Below are 15,143 nucleotides of genomic sequence, written 5' to 3' on the forward strand. Positions count from 1 at the left end.
GCGCTATGGATAGCGTTCACGGCACCGATGGCTGCTGCTGTGCCCAATCGCCTGGACCTTATCCAACTGCCGCCGCCCGACAGTGCCCAGCCGGTCAGCTATACAGGCGCCAAGCTGACCCTGAATTTCCAGGACATCGACCTGCGCGCGGTCTTGCAGCAAATTGCCGATGTCGCCGGGCTCAACCTGGTGACCAGCGATGATGTGCAGGGCTCGATCACCCTGCGGCTCAAGGATGTGCCCTGGGACCAGGCTCTGGACCTGGTACTGCAAACCAAGGGCTTGGACAAGCGAGTCAAGGCGGGCGTGTTGCTGGTGGCGCCCGCCGATGAATTGGCTGCTCGCGAGCTGTTGATGCTGGAGTCGCGCAAGCAGATGGCCGAGCTGGCGCCCTTGCGTCGGGAGCTGCTGCAGGTCAATTACGCCAAGGCCGCCGACCTGGCCAAGCTGTTCCAGTCGGTGACCGGCTTTGAGGGCGCCACCGATGAGCGCGGTTCGGTGGCGGTGGATGACCGCACCAACAACATCATCGCCTACCAGACTGGCGAGCGGCTCGAAGAGCTGCGGCGCATCGTGGCGCAACTGGATATCCCGGTACGCCAGGTCATGATCGAGGCGCGGATTGTGGAGGCCAATGTCGACTACGACAAAAGCCTGGGTGTGCGCTGGGGTGGGCGGCTCACCCGCGGCAACAGCGGCGTTGGCGGTATTGGCAAGCCGCTGGCGGAGGGTGCCGAGCCGCCGCAAAACCCACCCAGTTCACCCTTTGTCGACTTGGGGTCGCTGGCCGGAACCTCGGGCCTGGGGATCGCCTATATCACCGACAACCTGTTGCTGGACCTTGAGCTGACCGCCATGGAAAAAACCGGCAACGGTGAGATCGTCTCGCAGCCCAAGGTCGTCACCTCCGACAAAGAGACTGCACGCATCCTCAAAGGCACCGAGATTCCTTATCAGGAATCCACCTCCCAGGGTGCCACCTCGGTGTCGTTCAAAGAGGCCTCGCTGTCGCTTGAAGTCACGCCGCAAATCACTCCCGACGACCATGTGATCATGGCGGTCAAGGTCACCAAGGATGAGCCCGACTACCTGAACCGACTCAATGACGTGCCGCCGATCAAGAAAAACGAGGTCAACGCCAAGGTTCTGGTCAGGGATGGCGAGACCATCGTCATTGGCGGGGTTTTCTCCAACACCCAAAGCAAAGTGGTAGATAAAGTGCCATTTTTGGGCGATGTGCCGTATCTTGGCCGCCTTTTCCGGCGCGATGTGCTGGCGGAGAAAAAATCCGAGCTGCTGGTATTCCTGACTCCGCGTATCATGAATAACCAGGCGATTGCTGTGAGTCGTTGATTCTGTGCGAAATTTGATTCTTGTAGGGCCGATGGGGGCTGGAAAAAGCACCATCGGCCGTTTGCTGGCCAAAGAGCTGCGCCTGCCGTTCAAAGATTCCGACAAGGAAATTGAATTGCGCACGGGTGCCAATATCCCATGGATCTTCGATAAAGAAGGCGAGCTGGGCTTTCGTGACCGCGAGCAGGCGATGATTGCCGAGCTGTGCGGCTGCGATGGCGTGGTATTGGCGACCGGCGGTGGCGCCGTCATGCGCGATGAAAACCGTCGGGCGCTGCATGCCGGTGGTCGGGTGGTGTATTTGCACGCGTCGGTCGAACAGCAGGTGGGCCGTACCGCCCGTGATCGCAATCGCCCGTTGCTGCGCACCGCCGACCCGGCGAAAACCCTGCGGGACCTGCTGGCGCTGCGCGATCCGCTGTATCGGGAAATCGCCGATCTGGTGGTGGAAACCGATGAGCGGCCACCTCGGATGGTCGTACTTGACATCCTTGAGCGCCTGCAACGGTTGCCACCCCGTTAAAGCCTGGCCCGAAATGCGCTATTCTCGGCGGCGCGCCATGACCTTATAAGGTATGGCGTAGAGCCACCAGGCGGTGTCGAGATGTCGACAGTGCCGGTCGTCAATACATCTTCAACGCGGGGACACATGCAGACACTTAAGGTCGATCTAGGCGAGCGCAGCTACCCGATCCACATTGGCGCAGGTCTGTTGGACCAGCCCGAACTGCTTGCGCCGCATATTGCCGGCCGACAGGTGGCAATCATCTCCAACGAAACGGTCGCGCCGCTGTACCTTGAGCGTCTGAGCCGCAGCCTGGCGGCGTACTCGGTGATCTCCGTGGTGTTGCCTGACGGCGAAGCCCACAAAAACTGGGAAACCCTGCAACTGATCTTTGATGGCCTGCTGACTGCGCGCCATGACCGTCGAACCACTGTGGTCGCCCTGGGCGGCGGTGTGATTGGCGACATGGCCGGGTTTGCCGCGGCCTGCTACCAGCGCGGCGTGGATTTTATCCAGGTGCCGACCACCTTGCTGTCCCAGGTCGATTCGTCGGTGGGCGGCAAGACCGGTATCAACCACCCGCTGGGCAAGAACATGGTCGGCGCGTTCTACCAGCCTCAGGCTGTGCTGATCGACACCGCTACCCTCAACACCTTGCCGCCGCGCGAGCTGTCGGCGGGCCTGGCGGAAGTCATCAAGTACGGGCTGATCTGCGATGAGCCGTTCCTGACCTGGCTGGAAGAACACATGGACGCCTTGCGCGCCCTCGATCAGGTAGCCCTGACCGAAGCGATTTCCCGCTCCTGCGCGGCCAAGGCGCTGGTGGTCAACGCCGACGAGCGTGAGTCCGGCGTGCGGGCCACGCTGAACCTGGGCCACACCTTCGGCCATGCGATCGAAACGCACATGGGCTATGGTGTGTGGTTGCATGGGGAAGCCGTAGCGGCTGGCACCGTGATGGCATTGGACATGTCGCAGCGCCTGGGCTGGATCAGCGCCCAAGAGCGTGATCGCGGTATCCGCCTGTTCCAGCGTGCCGGTTTGCCGGTCGTTCCGCCCACGGAGATGACCGAGGCGGATTTCCTTGAACATATGGCGATAGACAAGAAAGTGATCGACGGTCGACTTCGACTGGTACTGCTGCGCCACATCGGCGAAGCCGTGGTGACCGACGATTATCCAAAAGAGATTCTACAGGCCACGCTGGGAGCGGATTACCGCGCCCTGGCCCAGCTCAAAGGTTAATAAGACCCGATGACTAGTTTGCATGCCGACGAGGCGTTCCTCGGCCATTATCACTTGAGCCACGACCCCTTCGCACCACGGGTGCCGGGTTTCAAGTTCTTCCCCGCCCAGCGCAAGCCGGTACTTGGGCAGTTGCATCACCTTGCGCGCTACAGCCAGTTGCTGCTGGTGGTGACCGGCCCTCTGGGCAGCGGCAAGACCTTGCTGCGCCAGGCGCTGGTGGCCAGCACCAACAAACAATCGGTGCAGAGCGTGGTGGTGTCTGCCCGCAGTGCCGGTGATGCGGCTGGCGTACTGCGCGAGGTGGCGCAAGCGTTGAACGTCTCCAACGCCGAGCCGAACGCGATTCTCAAGCAGGTGGTGCAATTGGGCCTGACCGGCCAGGAAGTCTACCTGCTGGTAGACGATGCCGAGCAGCTCGACGAATCGGCCCTGGAAGCCTTGCTGGCCCTGGCAGCGGGTACGCCGGAAGGTCGCCCGCATGTGTTCCTGTTCGGTGAGTCGTCGTTGATCGCCGATCTGGAGCAGATCAGCGGTGAGCAGGAGCTGTTTCACGTCATCGAGTTGCAGCCGTACGAAGAGGAAGAAACCCGCGAATACCTTGCACAACGTCTTGAAGGCGCAGGGGCGGGTATCGAACTTTTCACCGCTGCGCAGATCTCTGATATTCACGAAAGCTCCGATGGCTGGCCTGGAAACATCAACCAGGTTGCCCGCGATGCCATGATCGAAGCCATGATTGCCAGCCGCTCTGCGGTCAAGCGTCCAAAGATGGGGTTCACTATGCCTAAGAAGCACGTATTGGCTATTTCCGCCGTTGTCGTGGTCGCTGTTGCCGCCGCCTGGTTGATCCCGGGCCGCAACAAAGCACCGACAACCACTGGCGCGCCAACCGAACAGGCGCAGTTGCCACTGGGCAAGCCCACGCCAAACGTCGAATTTGCCAACTCCGGCCAACCGACCAACCTGCCGATGGTCGGCCAACCTGTGATGCGCGGCCCTCTGGCAGAAGAAGCCGGTGGCATCTCCGAAGGTGACGACGGCGTGCCGGTGGAAGGCTCCAGCGCCACGCCGCCGACCGTGACCACCACCGCACCACCTGCAGGCGTACCGGCCGGTGTGCCAGCGACGCAGGTTGCTCCGGTCGCCAAGCCGACTCCGACGCCGGCGCCCACCGTTGCTACCGCCAAGCCTGCTCCGGTGACCAAGCCTGTCGCACCAGCGCCAGCCGCCAAACCAGCCCCGGCCGCCAAGCCAGCGGAAAAACCAGCCGCCACCGTTGCCAAGGCCGGCGCTGCTGGCAGCAGCTGGTACAGCAGCCAGCCTACCGGTAACTTTGTGGTGCAAATCCTCGGCACCAGTTCCGAAGCCAATGCCCAGGCGTTCGTCAAAGAGCAGGGCGGCCAGTATCGTTATTTCAAGAAAGTGCTCAACGGCAAGCCTCTCTACGTGATCACCTACGGCAGCTTCCCAAGCCGCGCCGCAGCCGATTCTGCCATCAAGGCCTTGCCAGCGAAGGTTCAGGCTGGTAAACCTTGGCCTCGCACTGTTGCCAGCGTTCAACAAGAACTGGCAGCAACTCGCTGAAGATCCGGCGGCCTTACCCAGGCCGCCCTCCCGGCACCTCAAAAAATCCGCAAGTGCGTGCAGTCTCCCGAGACCGCGCGCTTTGTGGTGTCTGCGTCACAGTGGCTTTTGAGTCGTAGCGGTCAGAATTAAAAAAGTTTTGACTAGCACAGCATATCGCTTTAAACCTTTCATAAATGCGACATAGATTTGCGACATTTCGTCGCTAAATTTGTGAGCGTCTGTGTCGGTGTGTACAATGACCTCCCTTTTGCCCCCGCTAAGCCGGCGTACGTTCGGCGTGGAAGGTAACCGGTTGAATTGAAAAGAAATTTGCCTCGGTAAAAGAGGCAGCCTGGTGAGAAAGTGTCTATGAAAGCAGGTCTGTACCAACCCGATGAATTCAAGGATAACTGCGGTTTCGGCCTGATAGCCCACATGCAGGGCGAACCCAGTCATACCCTTTTGCAAACGGCCATCGAGGCCCTGACCTGCATGACCCACCGCGGTGGGATCAACGCCGACGGCAAGACCGGTGACGGCTGTGGCTTGCTGATTCAAAAGCCCGACCAGTTCCTGCGCGCTGTCGCCAAAGAGCAATTCGCGGTCGAACTGCCCAAGCAGTACGCCGTGGGCATGGTGTTTTTCAACCAGGACCCGGTAAAAGCCGAAGCCGCTCGCGAGAACATGAACCGCGAGATCGCCGCCGCCGGCCTGCAAATTGTCGGATGGCGCAAAGTGCCCATCGACACCAGCGTACTCGGCCGCCTGGCCCTGGAGCGCCTGCCGCAGATCGAACAAGTGTTCATCGCCGGCGATGGCCTGAGCGACCAGGACATGGCGATCAAGCTGTTCACGTCCCGTCGTCGTTCGTCGGTGCTCAACGCCGCCGACACCGACCATTACATCTGCAGCTTTTCCCACAAGACCATCATTTATAAAGGCCTGATGATGCCGGCGGACCTCACCGCCTTCTATCCAGACCTGAGCGATGAGCGCCTGCAAACCGCAATCTGCGTGTTCCACCAGCGCTTTTCCACCAATACCCTGCCGAAATGGCCGCTGGCCCAGCCATTCCGCTTCCTCGCCCACAACGGCGAGATCAATACCATCACTGGCAACCGCAACTGGGCCCAGGCCCGTCGCACCAAGTTCGCCAACGATTTGATGGACCTCGAAGAGCTCGGCCCGCTAGTCAATCGCGTGGGTTCCGACTCCTCCAGCATGGACAACATGCTCGAACTGATGGTCACCGGCGGCATCGACCTGTTCCGTGGCGTGCGCATGATCATTCCGCCAGCGTGGCAGAACGTCGAGACGATGGACCCGGACCTGCGTGCGTTCTACGAGTACAACTCGATGCACATGGAACCGTGGGACGGCCCGGCCGGCGTGGTCATGACCGACGGCCGCTATGCGGTGTGCCTGCTCGACCGTAACGGCCTGCGCCCGGCGCGTTGGGTGACCACCACCAACGGTTTCATCACCCTCGCCTCGGAAATCGGCGTGTGGGACTACAAGCCTGAAGACGTGATCGCCAAAGGCCGTGTGGGCCCTGGCCAGATCCTGGCCGTGGACACCGAGACCGGGCAGATCCTCGATACCGACGCCATCGACAACCGCTTGAAGTCCCGTCACCCGTACAAGCAATGGCTGCGCAAGAACGCCCTGCGCATCCAGGCGACCATGGAAGACAACGACCACGGTTCGGCTTTCTATGACGTGGACCAGCTCAAGCAGTACATGAAGATGTACCAGGTCACGTTCGAAGAGCGCGACCAGGTGCTGCGTCCGCTCGGTGAGCAAGGCTACGAGGCCGTCGGCTCCATGGGCGATGACACGCCAATGGCCGTGCTGTCCCAGCGCGTACGCACGCCGTACGACTACTTCCGCCAGCAGTTCGCCCAGGTGACCAACCCGCCGATCGACCCGCTGCGTGAAGCCATCGTGATGTCCCTGGAAGTGTGCCTCGGCGCCGAGCGCAACATCTTCCAGGAATCGCCTGAGCATGCCTCCCGTGTGATCCTCAGCTCGCCGGTCATTTCCCCGGCCAAATGGCGCTCGCTGATGACCCTTGAGCGTCCGGGCTTCGATCGTCAGATCATCGACCTGAACTACGACGAGAGCCTGGGCCTTGAAGCCGCAGTGCGTAACGTTGCTGACCAGGCTGAAGAAGCCGTGCGTGCCGGTCGTACCCAGATCGTACTGACCGACCGCCATATCGCGCCTGGCAAGTTGCCGATCCACGCGTCCCTGGCGACCGGTGCGGTGCACCACCGCCTGACCGAAAAAGGCCTGCGCTGCGACTCCAACATCCTCGTGGAAACCGCCACTGCCCGCGACCCGCATCACTTTGCGGTGCTGATCGGTTTCGGCGCTTCGGCGGTGTACCCGTTCCTCGCGTACGAAGTGCTGGGTGACCTGATCCGTACCGGTGAAGTGCTGGGCGACCTCTATGAGGTGTTCAAGAACTACCGCAAGGGCATCACCAAGGGCCTGCTGAAGATCCTGTCGAAGATGGGTATCTCCACCGTCACCTCCTACCGTGGCGCGCAGTTGTTCGAAGCCATCGGTCTGTCCGAAGAAGTCTGCGAGCTGAGTTTCCGTGGCGTACCGAGCCGCATCAAGGGTGCGCGTTTCGTCGACATCGAAGCCGAGCAGAAAGCCCTGGCCGCCGAAGCCTGGAGCGCGCGTAAGCCGATCCAGCAAGGTGGCCTGCTCAAGTTCGTGCACGGTGGCGAATACCATGCCTACAACCCGGACGTGGTCAACACCCTGCAAGCCGCTGTGCAGCAGGGCGACTACGCCAAGTTCAAGGAATACACGAGCCTGGTGGATAACCGCCCGGTGTCGATGATCCGCGACCTGTTCAAGGTGAAGACCCTGGACACGCCGATGGACATCGCCGAAGTCGAGCCGCTGGAATCGATCCTCAAGCGCTTCGACTCCGCCGGTATTTCCCTGGGCGCCTTGTCGCCCGAGGCTCACGAAGCCCTGGCCGAAGCCATGAACCGCCTAGGTGCGCGTTCCAACTCCGGCGAAGGCGGTGAAGACCCGGCGCGCTACGGCACGCTCAAAAGCTCGAAGATCAAGCAGGTGGCCACCGGCCGTTTCGGGGTGACCCCGGAGTACCTGGTGAATGCCGAGGTGCTGCAGATCAAGGTGGCCCAAGGCGCCAAGCCGGGTGAGGGTGGTCAATTGCCAGGCGGTAAGGTCAACGGTCTGATCGCCAAGCTGCGTTACGCCGTACCGGGCGTGACCTTGATTTCGCCACCGCCGCACCACGACATCTACTCGATTGAAGACTTGTCGCAGTTGATCTTCGACCTCAAACAAGTCAACCCCCAGGCCCTGGTCTCGGTGAAACTGGTGGCAGAAGCCGGCGTCGGCACCATCGCAGCCGGTGTGGCCAAGGCCTATGCCGACCTGATCACCATCTCCGGCTACGACGGCGGCACCGGCGCTTCGCCGCTGACCTCGATCAAGTACGCCGGTGCACCGTGGGAACTCGGCCTGGCCGAAACCCACCAGACCCTGCGCGGCAACGACCTGCGCGGCAAGGTGCGAGTACAGACCGACGGCGGCCTGAAAACCGGCCTCGATGTGATCAAGGCCGCGATCCTCGGCGCCGAAAGTTTCGGCTTCGGCACTGCGCCCATGATCGCCCTGGGCTGCAAATACCTGCGCATCTGCCACCTGAACAACTGCGCCACCGGCGTGGCGACTCAGAACGAAAAACTGCGCAAGGATCACTACATCGGCACCGTCGACATGGTGGTGAATTTCTTCACCTACGTCGCCGAAGAAACCCGTGAGTGGCTGGCCAAATTGGGCGTGCGTTCGCTGGAAGAGCTGATCGGTCGCACCGACCTGTTGGACATCCTCGAAGGCCAGACCGCCAAGCAACAACATCTGGACCTCACGCCGCTGTTGGGCAGCGATCACATCCCGGCAGACAAGCCACAATTCTGCCAGGTGGACCGCAACCCACCGTTCGACAAAGGCCTGCTGGCCGAGAAAATGGTCGAAATGGCCGGCTCCTCGATCAACGACGCCAGCGGTGGCGAATTCGCCCTGGATATTTGCAACTGCGACCGTTCCATCGGCGCACGCATCTCCGGCGAAATCGCACGCAAGCACGGCAACCAGGGCATGGCGAAAGCGCCGATCACCTTCCGCTTCAAGGGCACTGCGGGCCAGAGCTTCGGCGTGTGGAACGCCGGCGGCCTGCACATGTACCTGGAAGGCGACGCCAACGACTACGTGGGCAAGGGCATGACTGGCGGCAAACTGGTCATCGTTCCGCCGGCTGGCAGCGTGTACAAGACCCAGGACAGTGCCATCATCGGCAACACCTGCCTGTACGGCGCCACCGGTGGCAAGCTGTTTGCCGCAGGTACTGCCGGTGAGCGTTTCGCCGTGCGTAACTCCGGTGCCCACACCGTGGTGGAAGGCACTGGCGATCACTGCTGCGAGTACATGACCGGAGGCTTTGTCGCGGTACTGGGCAAGACCGGTTACAACTTCGGTTCGGGCATGACCGGCGGTTTCGCCTACGTGCTCGACCAGGACAACACCTTCGTCGACAAGGTCAACCACGAGTTGGTCGAGATCCAGCGCATCAGCGGCGAAGCCATGGAGTCCTACCGGAACCACTTGCAGCACGTGCTGGACGAGTACGTCGAGGAAACCAGCAGCGAATGGGGTCGTAACCTCGCCGAAAACCTCGATGATTACCTGCGTCGTTTCTGGCTGGTCAAGCCCAAGGCTGCCAACCTGAAGTCGTTGCTTTCCAGCATCCGTGCCAACCCGCAGTGATATGCGCCTGAACAGTTTGATGAGGTTTTAACATGGCTGAACGTCTGAATAACGACTTCCAGTTCATCGATGTCGGGCGCAAAGATCCGAAGAAGAAACTGTTGCGTCAACGCAAGAAAGAGTTCGTGGAAATCTACGAACCCTTCAAACCCCAGCACTCGGCCGACCAGGCCCACCGCTGCCTGGGGTGCGGTAACCCGTATTGCGAATGGAAGTGCCCGGTGCACAACTTCATTCCCAACTGGCTCAAACTGGTGGCCGAGGGCAACATCCTCGCCGCCGCCGAGCTGTCGCACCAGACCAACACCCTGCCGGAAGTCTGCGGCCGGGTGTGCCCGCAAGACCGTCTGTGTGAAGGTGCCTGCACCCTCAACGACGGCTTTGGCGCGGTGACCATCGGTTCGGTGGAGAAGTACATCACCGATACGGCGTTCGCCATGGGCTGGCGCCCGGACATGTCCAAGGTCAAGCCGACCGGCAAGCGCGTCGCGATCATCGGCGCGGGCCCTGCTGGCCTGGGGTGTGCCGACGTGCTGGTGCGTGGCGGCGTGACTCCGGTGGTGTTCGACAAGAACCCGGAAATCGGTGGCCTGCTGACCTTCGGTATCCCTGAATTCAAGCTGGAAAAAACCGTACTCAGCCACCGTCGTGAAGTGTTCACCGGCATGGGTATCGAGTTCCGCCTCAATACCGAAATCGGCAAAGACATCACCATGGAGCAACTGCTCGCCGAATACGATGCGGTGTTCATGGGCATGGGCACCTACACCTACATGAAGGGCGGCTTTGCCGGTGAGGACTTGCCCGGCGTGTATGACGCGCTCGACTTCCTGATCGCCAACGTCAACCGCAACCTGGGCTTTGAAAAGTCGCCGGAAGATTTCGTCGACATGAAGGGCAAGAAGGTCGTGGTGCTGGGCGGTGGCGACACCGCGATGGATTGCAACCGCACCTCGATCCGCCAGGGCGCCAAGTCGGTGACCTGCGCTTATCGCCGTGACGAAGCCAACATGCCCGGCTCGCGCAAAGAGGTGAAGAACGCCAAGGAAGAAGGCGTGAGATTTCTCTACAACCGCCAGCCGATTGCCATCGTCGGTGAAGACCGCGTCGAGGGTGTGAAGGTGGTCGAGACCCGTCTCGGCGAACCGGACGCCCGTGGCCGTCGCAGCCCCGAGCCGATTCCGGGTTCCGAAGAGATCATCCCGGCCGACGCCGTGGTCATCGCCTTCGGTTTCCGCCCAAGCCCGGCGTCGTGGTTCGAGCAGTTCGAAATCCAGACCGACAGCCAGGGCCGCGTCGTGGCCCCGGAACAAGGCCAGTACAAGCACCAGACCAGCAACCCGAAGATCTTCGCCGGTGGCGACATGGTGCGCGGGTCGGACCTGGTGGTCACCGCGATCTTCGAAGGCCGTAACGCCGCCGAAGGCATCCTGGACTACCTGCAAGTCTGATGATCGTTCCCACGCTCTGCGTGGGAATGCCGCCAGGGACGCTCCGCGTCCCGAACAGCATGACGCGGAGCGTGGGAGCGATCCTGCGGCGGCATTGCCGCGACAAATTGACCCGATAGACAAAAGGCACGGTGCATTCCGTGCCTTTTGCGTCGCGCTCTGAGAAAATGCCCGCACTTTTTTTGCGGATGCCGACATGACTGCCCTCAAGAACGACCGTTTCCTTCGTGCCCTGCTCAAGCAACCCGTAGACGTCACCCCGGTGTGGATGATGCGTCAAGCCGGTCGCTATCTGCCGGAATACCGCGCCAGTCGCGCCAACGCCGGTGATTTCATGAGCCTGTGCATGAACCCGGAGTTCGCCTGCGAAGTCACGATGCAGCCGCTGGACCGCTACCCACAACTGGATGCGGCCATCCTCTTCTCCGATATCCTCACCATCCCGGATGCCATGGGCCAAGGCCTGTACTTCGAAACCGGCGAAGGCCCGCGCTTCAAGAAAGTCGTCAGCACCCTGGCCGATATCGAAGCCCTGCCGATCCCTGACCCACACAAAGACCTGGGCTACGTGATGGATGCTGTGAGCACCATCCGCCGCGAGCTCAACGGCCGCGTGCCGCTGATCGGTTTCTCCGGCAGCCCCTGGACCCTGGCCACCTACATGGTTGAAGGCGGCTCGTCGAAAGACTTCCGCAAGACCAAGGCCATGCTCTACGACAACCCGCAAGCCATGCACCTGTTGCTGGACAAGCTGGCGCAGTCGGTCACGTCCTACCTCAACGGCCAGATCATGGCAGGCGCCCAAGCGGTACAGATTTTCGACACCTGGGGTGGCAACCTGTCGTCGGCGGCGTACCAGGAGTTCTCCCTGGCCTACATGCGCAAGATCGTCAGCGGCCTGATCCGTGAACACGAAGGCCGCAAGGTTCCGGTGATCATGTTCACCAAAGGCGGCGGCCTGTGGCTGGAAAGCATCGCTGACGCGGGCGCCGATGCATTGGGCCTGGACTGGACCTGCGACCTCGGCGAAGCGCGCCGTCGCGTCGGCAACCAGGTTGCCCTGCAAGGCAACATGGACCCGACCGTGCTGTACGCCAAGCCAGAAGCGATCCGCGCCGAAGTCGGACGCATCCTGGCCAGCTATGGCAAGGGCAGTGGCCACGTGTTCAACCTTGGCCACGGCATCACACCGGAAGTGAACCCGGAGCACGCGGGTGCGTTCTTGCGCGCAGTGCACGAACTATCGGCGCAATACCACGAGTAAAACGCAAAACAAAATGTGGGAGCTGGCTTGTCGGGTCGCCGCATCGCTGCGATGGCGGCGGCGAATTCAACACCGCTATCGCAGGCAAGCCAGCTCCCACATAAAGCCAGTCGCCTCAGGCTTTCACATGGCCCAGTGGCGGCAACTTCGCCAGCTTCAACGCCACCAGCAACGCGCCAATCAGCAGCGCGACGATAAACCCGCCAATCCCGTTCCACCCGGCAAAGTGCCAGAAAAATCCACCCGCAGTCCCGGCAATGCTCGACCCCACGTAATAGCAGAACAGGTACAGCGACGACGCCTGCCCCTTGGCTTTCACTGCGCGGCGGCCGATCCAGCTGCTGGCGACCGAGTGGGCGCCGAAGAAGCCGAAGGTGAACACCAGCATGCCTGGCACCACCAACCACAGCGGGGTGAACAGCGTCAGGGCCATGCCGGCGAGCATCAGCACGATGGTGCCCCATAGCACGCGGCGGCGGCCGAGGCGGTCGGCCAGTGAGCCGATCTTGGCCGAGCTGTAGATGCCCGAGAGGTACACCACTGACAGCAAACCGACCACCGCCTGGCTCAGATCGTAGGGGGGGGCCAGCAGGCGATAGCCGATGTAGTTGAACATCGTCACGAACGCGCCCATCAGCAGGAAGGCTTCGAGAAACAGCCACGGCAGGCCGGCGTCCTTGAAGTGCATGACAAAGCCGTCCACCAGGCTGCGTGGCTTGAGGCTGCTGGCGCGGAAGTTGCGCGATTCGGGGAGGATCTTCCAGAACACCGTGGCAGCGATCAACGCCAGGGCGCCGATGATCAGCATTGCGGTGTGCCAGCTGACGAAGTCGATCAACACGCCGATGATCAGGCGCCCGCTCATGCCCCCAATCGCGTTGCCGCCGATGTACAGGCCCATGGCCAGGCCGATGTGCTGCGGGTGGATCTCTTCGCTGAGGTAGGTCATGGCCACGGCGGCCAGGCCGCTCAAGGACAAGCCCACCAGTGCACGCATCAACAGGATGCCCTCCCAGCTCGGCATCAAGCCGCTGGCGATGGTGGCCAGCGCCGCACAGAACAACGCAGCGACCATCACCGGCTTGCGCCCCAGCCTGTCGGATATCGGCCCGGTGATCAGCAGGCCGCAGGCGAGCATGGCGGTCGCGACGGACAAAATCAGGCTGCTTTGCGCCGCATTGATGGAAAACTCGTGGGACAGCGCCGGCATCATCGGCTGCACGCAATACAACAGCGCAAAGGTGGCGAAGCCGCCGGAGAACAGCGCCAGCACGGTGCGCATGAACATCGGCGTGCCTTTTTCGATGTACGCGTCGTTGAGCTGCGCCACCACGTCATCAAGGGCTGAGGGCGGGGTGTGTTGGGCAAGTGGAGCAACAGCAGGATTCACGAGGGACCTCGGGGAGGAAAGTCTGCCAGGACTGACAATACGAAAAAGCATATAGCTGGCTAATGATTCTTTCCAATATATTGTTCGACCTGTTTGATAGCTTTTACGACCTAATGAGGCTTGCATGGAATTTCGCCATTTGCGCTACTTCATCGCCGTTGCCGAAGAACTGCACTTCGGCCGCGCCGCGCAGGTGCTGGGCATCTCGCAGCCGCCCCTGAGCCAGCAGATCCAGGCGCTGGAACACGAGCTGGGCGCCCGCTTGTTCGAGCGTACCAATCGTCGGGTCGAGCTGAGCGAGGCCGGGCGCTTGTTCTTGCAAGAGGCACGGTTGGTGCTGGCCCAGGTCGACAAGGCGGCAGATGTGGCGCGGCGTGCGCAGTTGGGGGAACTGGGTGAATTGAAGATCGGCTTCACCTCGTCTGCGCCGTTCAACGCCAGCATTCCCCAGGCGATCTTTGCCTTCCGCCAAGCATTCCCGGCGGTGCATCTGAACCTGCAAGAAATGAGCAGCACCCAAGTAGCCGAGTCGCTGGTGGACGAGTCGATTCAGGTTGGGTTGATGCGGCCTTTGCCCTTGCCCGACTCACTGAACGTGATCGAGTTGATGCGCGAACCCTTGGTCGCGGTATTGAGCGCCGGCCACCCGTTGGCGCAAGGCAGTGAGCGCGGCTTGCATCTGGAGCAATTGGCCGAGGAGCCTTTCGTGTTCTTCCCGCGCAGTTACGGCAGCGGCTTGTACGCGCAGTTGCTCAACCTCGCTCGCGACGCCGGGTTCAGCCCGCACTTTGCTCAGGAAGCAGGGGAAGCAATGACCATCATCGGCCTTGTGGCGGCGGGGTTGGGGGTGTCGGTGCTGCCGGCGTCTTACCAGCGCATCCGCATTGATGGCGTGGTCTATCGCACCTTGCTCGACCCGCAGGCAGTGACGGCGGTGTGGCTGGTGCAGCGCAAGGGCGCGCAAACGCCAATGGCGAAAGGGTTTGTGGAGTTGTTGACGCGTAAGGCCGCTCAATAACCTGTGGCGAGGGAGCTTGCTCCCGCTGGGTCGCGTAGCGGCCCTAAAAAATGGGCCTGCTGCGCAGTCCAGCGGGAGCAAGCTCCCTCGCCACAAGGGGGTCAGTTTTGGGGCGAAGTATTTGCTTCATTCACGCTGTAAGTACGCAACCCCGCCAGAATATCCCGATCCAGCATGCTCACCCAACGGTTGTAGTTGCGATGGATCTTACCGTCCTTGTAGCCCAGGTCGCGGCTGTCGCGGTAGGTGATGGCGTAGCTGTTGCGGGTGTAGCGGATGTCGATTGCGGCGTAGAACTGGCCGCGCACGGTGATCTCGGCCTGCACCAGTTGCGGGCTCAGGCGTTGTACCGTCCACTCGCGTTTTTGCAGGGCGGCGACGATCACCTGTTTCATTTTTTCTTCGCTGACCTGGCTCGTGGCCGGCAACTCGTGCTGGGTGTTGAGCACCGGTTTGCTGGTGCAGCCAGCCGTGGTCAGCAGGGCCAGCGTGATCAGGGTAGCGCGTAGCAGGGAAGACATTCCGTTTTCTCC

10 protein-coding genes are annotated in these 15,143 nt (G+C 61.6%); 8 read left to right on the forward strand and 2 right to left on the reverse strand.

What is annotated here, in order from left to right:
* The first annotated feature begins 27 nt into the window (after positions 1–27).
* From HBO10_RS10590 to hemE, 7 genes are all read left to right on the forward strand, one after another.
* Positions 28–1,353, forward strand: a complete 1,326-nt coding sequence (locus HBO10_RS10590) for a type IV pilus secretin PilQ family protein (RefSeq protein ID WP_034125576.1) — start codon at positions 28–30, stop codon at positions 1,351–1,353.
* Positions 1,354–1,357: 4 nt separating this feature from the next.
* On the forward strand, positions 1,358–1,876 hold the full coding sequence (gene aroK, locus HBO10_RS10595) for a shikimate kinase AroK (protein WP_003187914.1): 519 nt from the start codon (positions 1,358–1,360) through the stop codon (positions 1,874–1,876).
* A gap of 126 nt (positions 1,877–2,002) precedes the next feature.
* On the forward strand, positions 2,003–3,103 hold the full coding sequence (gene aroB / locus HBO10_RS10600; protein WP_034125577.1) for a 3-dehydroquinate synthase: 1,101 nt from the start codon (positions 2,003–2,005) through the stop codon (positions 3,101–3,103).
* Positions 3,104–3,112: 9 nt separating this feature from the next.
* Positions 3,113–4,690: an AAA family ATPase gene (locus HBO10_RS10605; RefSeq protein WP_034125578.1), complete on the forward strand. Its 1,578-nt coding sequence runs from the start codon at positions 3,113–3,115 to the stop codon at positions 4,688–4,690.
* A gap of 351 nt (positions 4,691–5,041) precedes the next feature.
* Positions 5,042–9,487, forward strand: coding sequence for a glutamate synthase large subunit (gltB, locus tag HBO10_RS10610; protein ID WP_034125579.1), 4,446 nt, complete (start codon positions 5,042–5,044; stop codon positions 9,485–9,487).
* Positions 9,488–9,519: 32 nt separating this feature from the next.
* A complete protein-coding gene (locus tag HBO10_RS10615) occupies positions 9,520–10,938 on the forward strand; it encodes an FAD-dependent oxidoreductase (RefSeq protein ID WP_034125580.1) in 1,419 nt (472 codons plus the stop codon).
* Positions 10,939–11,134: 196 nt separating this feature from the next.
* Positions 11,135–12,202 (forward strand): uroporphyrinogen decarboxylase, encoded by a 1,068-nt coding sequence (gene hemE / locus HBO10_RS10620; RefSeq protein WP_034125581.1) that lies wholly within the window; start codon positions 11,135–11,137, stop codon positions 12,200–12,202.
* A gap of 115 nt (positions 12,203–12,317) precedes the next feature.
* On the opposite strand, the gene HBO10_RS10625 is transcribed toward hemE, so the two are convergent.
* A complete protein-coding gene (locus HBO10_RS10625) occupies positions 12,318–13,592 on the reverse strand; it encodes an MFS transporter (RefSeq protein ID WP_034125582.1) in 1,275 nt (424 codons plus the stop codon).
* Between the two features lie 124 nt (positions 13,593–13,716).
* Between HBO10_RS10625 and HBO10_RS10630 the strand changes: the two genes are divergently transcribed.
* The gene (locus tag HBO10_RS10630; RefSeq protein WP_034125583.1) at positions 13,717–14,610 is read left to right on the forward strand and encodes a LysR family transcriptional regulator; all 894 of its coding nucleotides are present in this window, start codon (positions 13,717–13,719) and stop codon (positions 14,608–14,610) included.
* A 101-nt stretch (positions 14,611–14,711) separates the two neighbouring features.
* Here the strand turns inward: HBO10_RS10630 and HBO10_RS10635 are convergent, their stop codons facing one another.
* On the reverse strand, positions 14,712–15,131 hold the full coding sequence (locus tag HBO10_RS10635; RefSeq protein ID WP_003187927.1) for a hypothetical protein: 420 nt from the start codon (positions 15,129–15,131) through the stop codon (positions 14,712–14,714).
* Positions 15,132–15,143 lie beyond the last annotated feature (12 nt).

Source organism: Pseudomonas sp. WS 5503 (assembly GCF_012985385.1).
In the GTDB taxonomy this organism is placed as follows: domain Bacteria; phylum Pseudomonadota; class Gammaproteobacteria; order Pseudomonadales; family Pseudomonadaceae; genus Aquipseudomonas; species Aquipseudomonas paracarnis.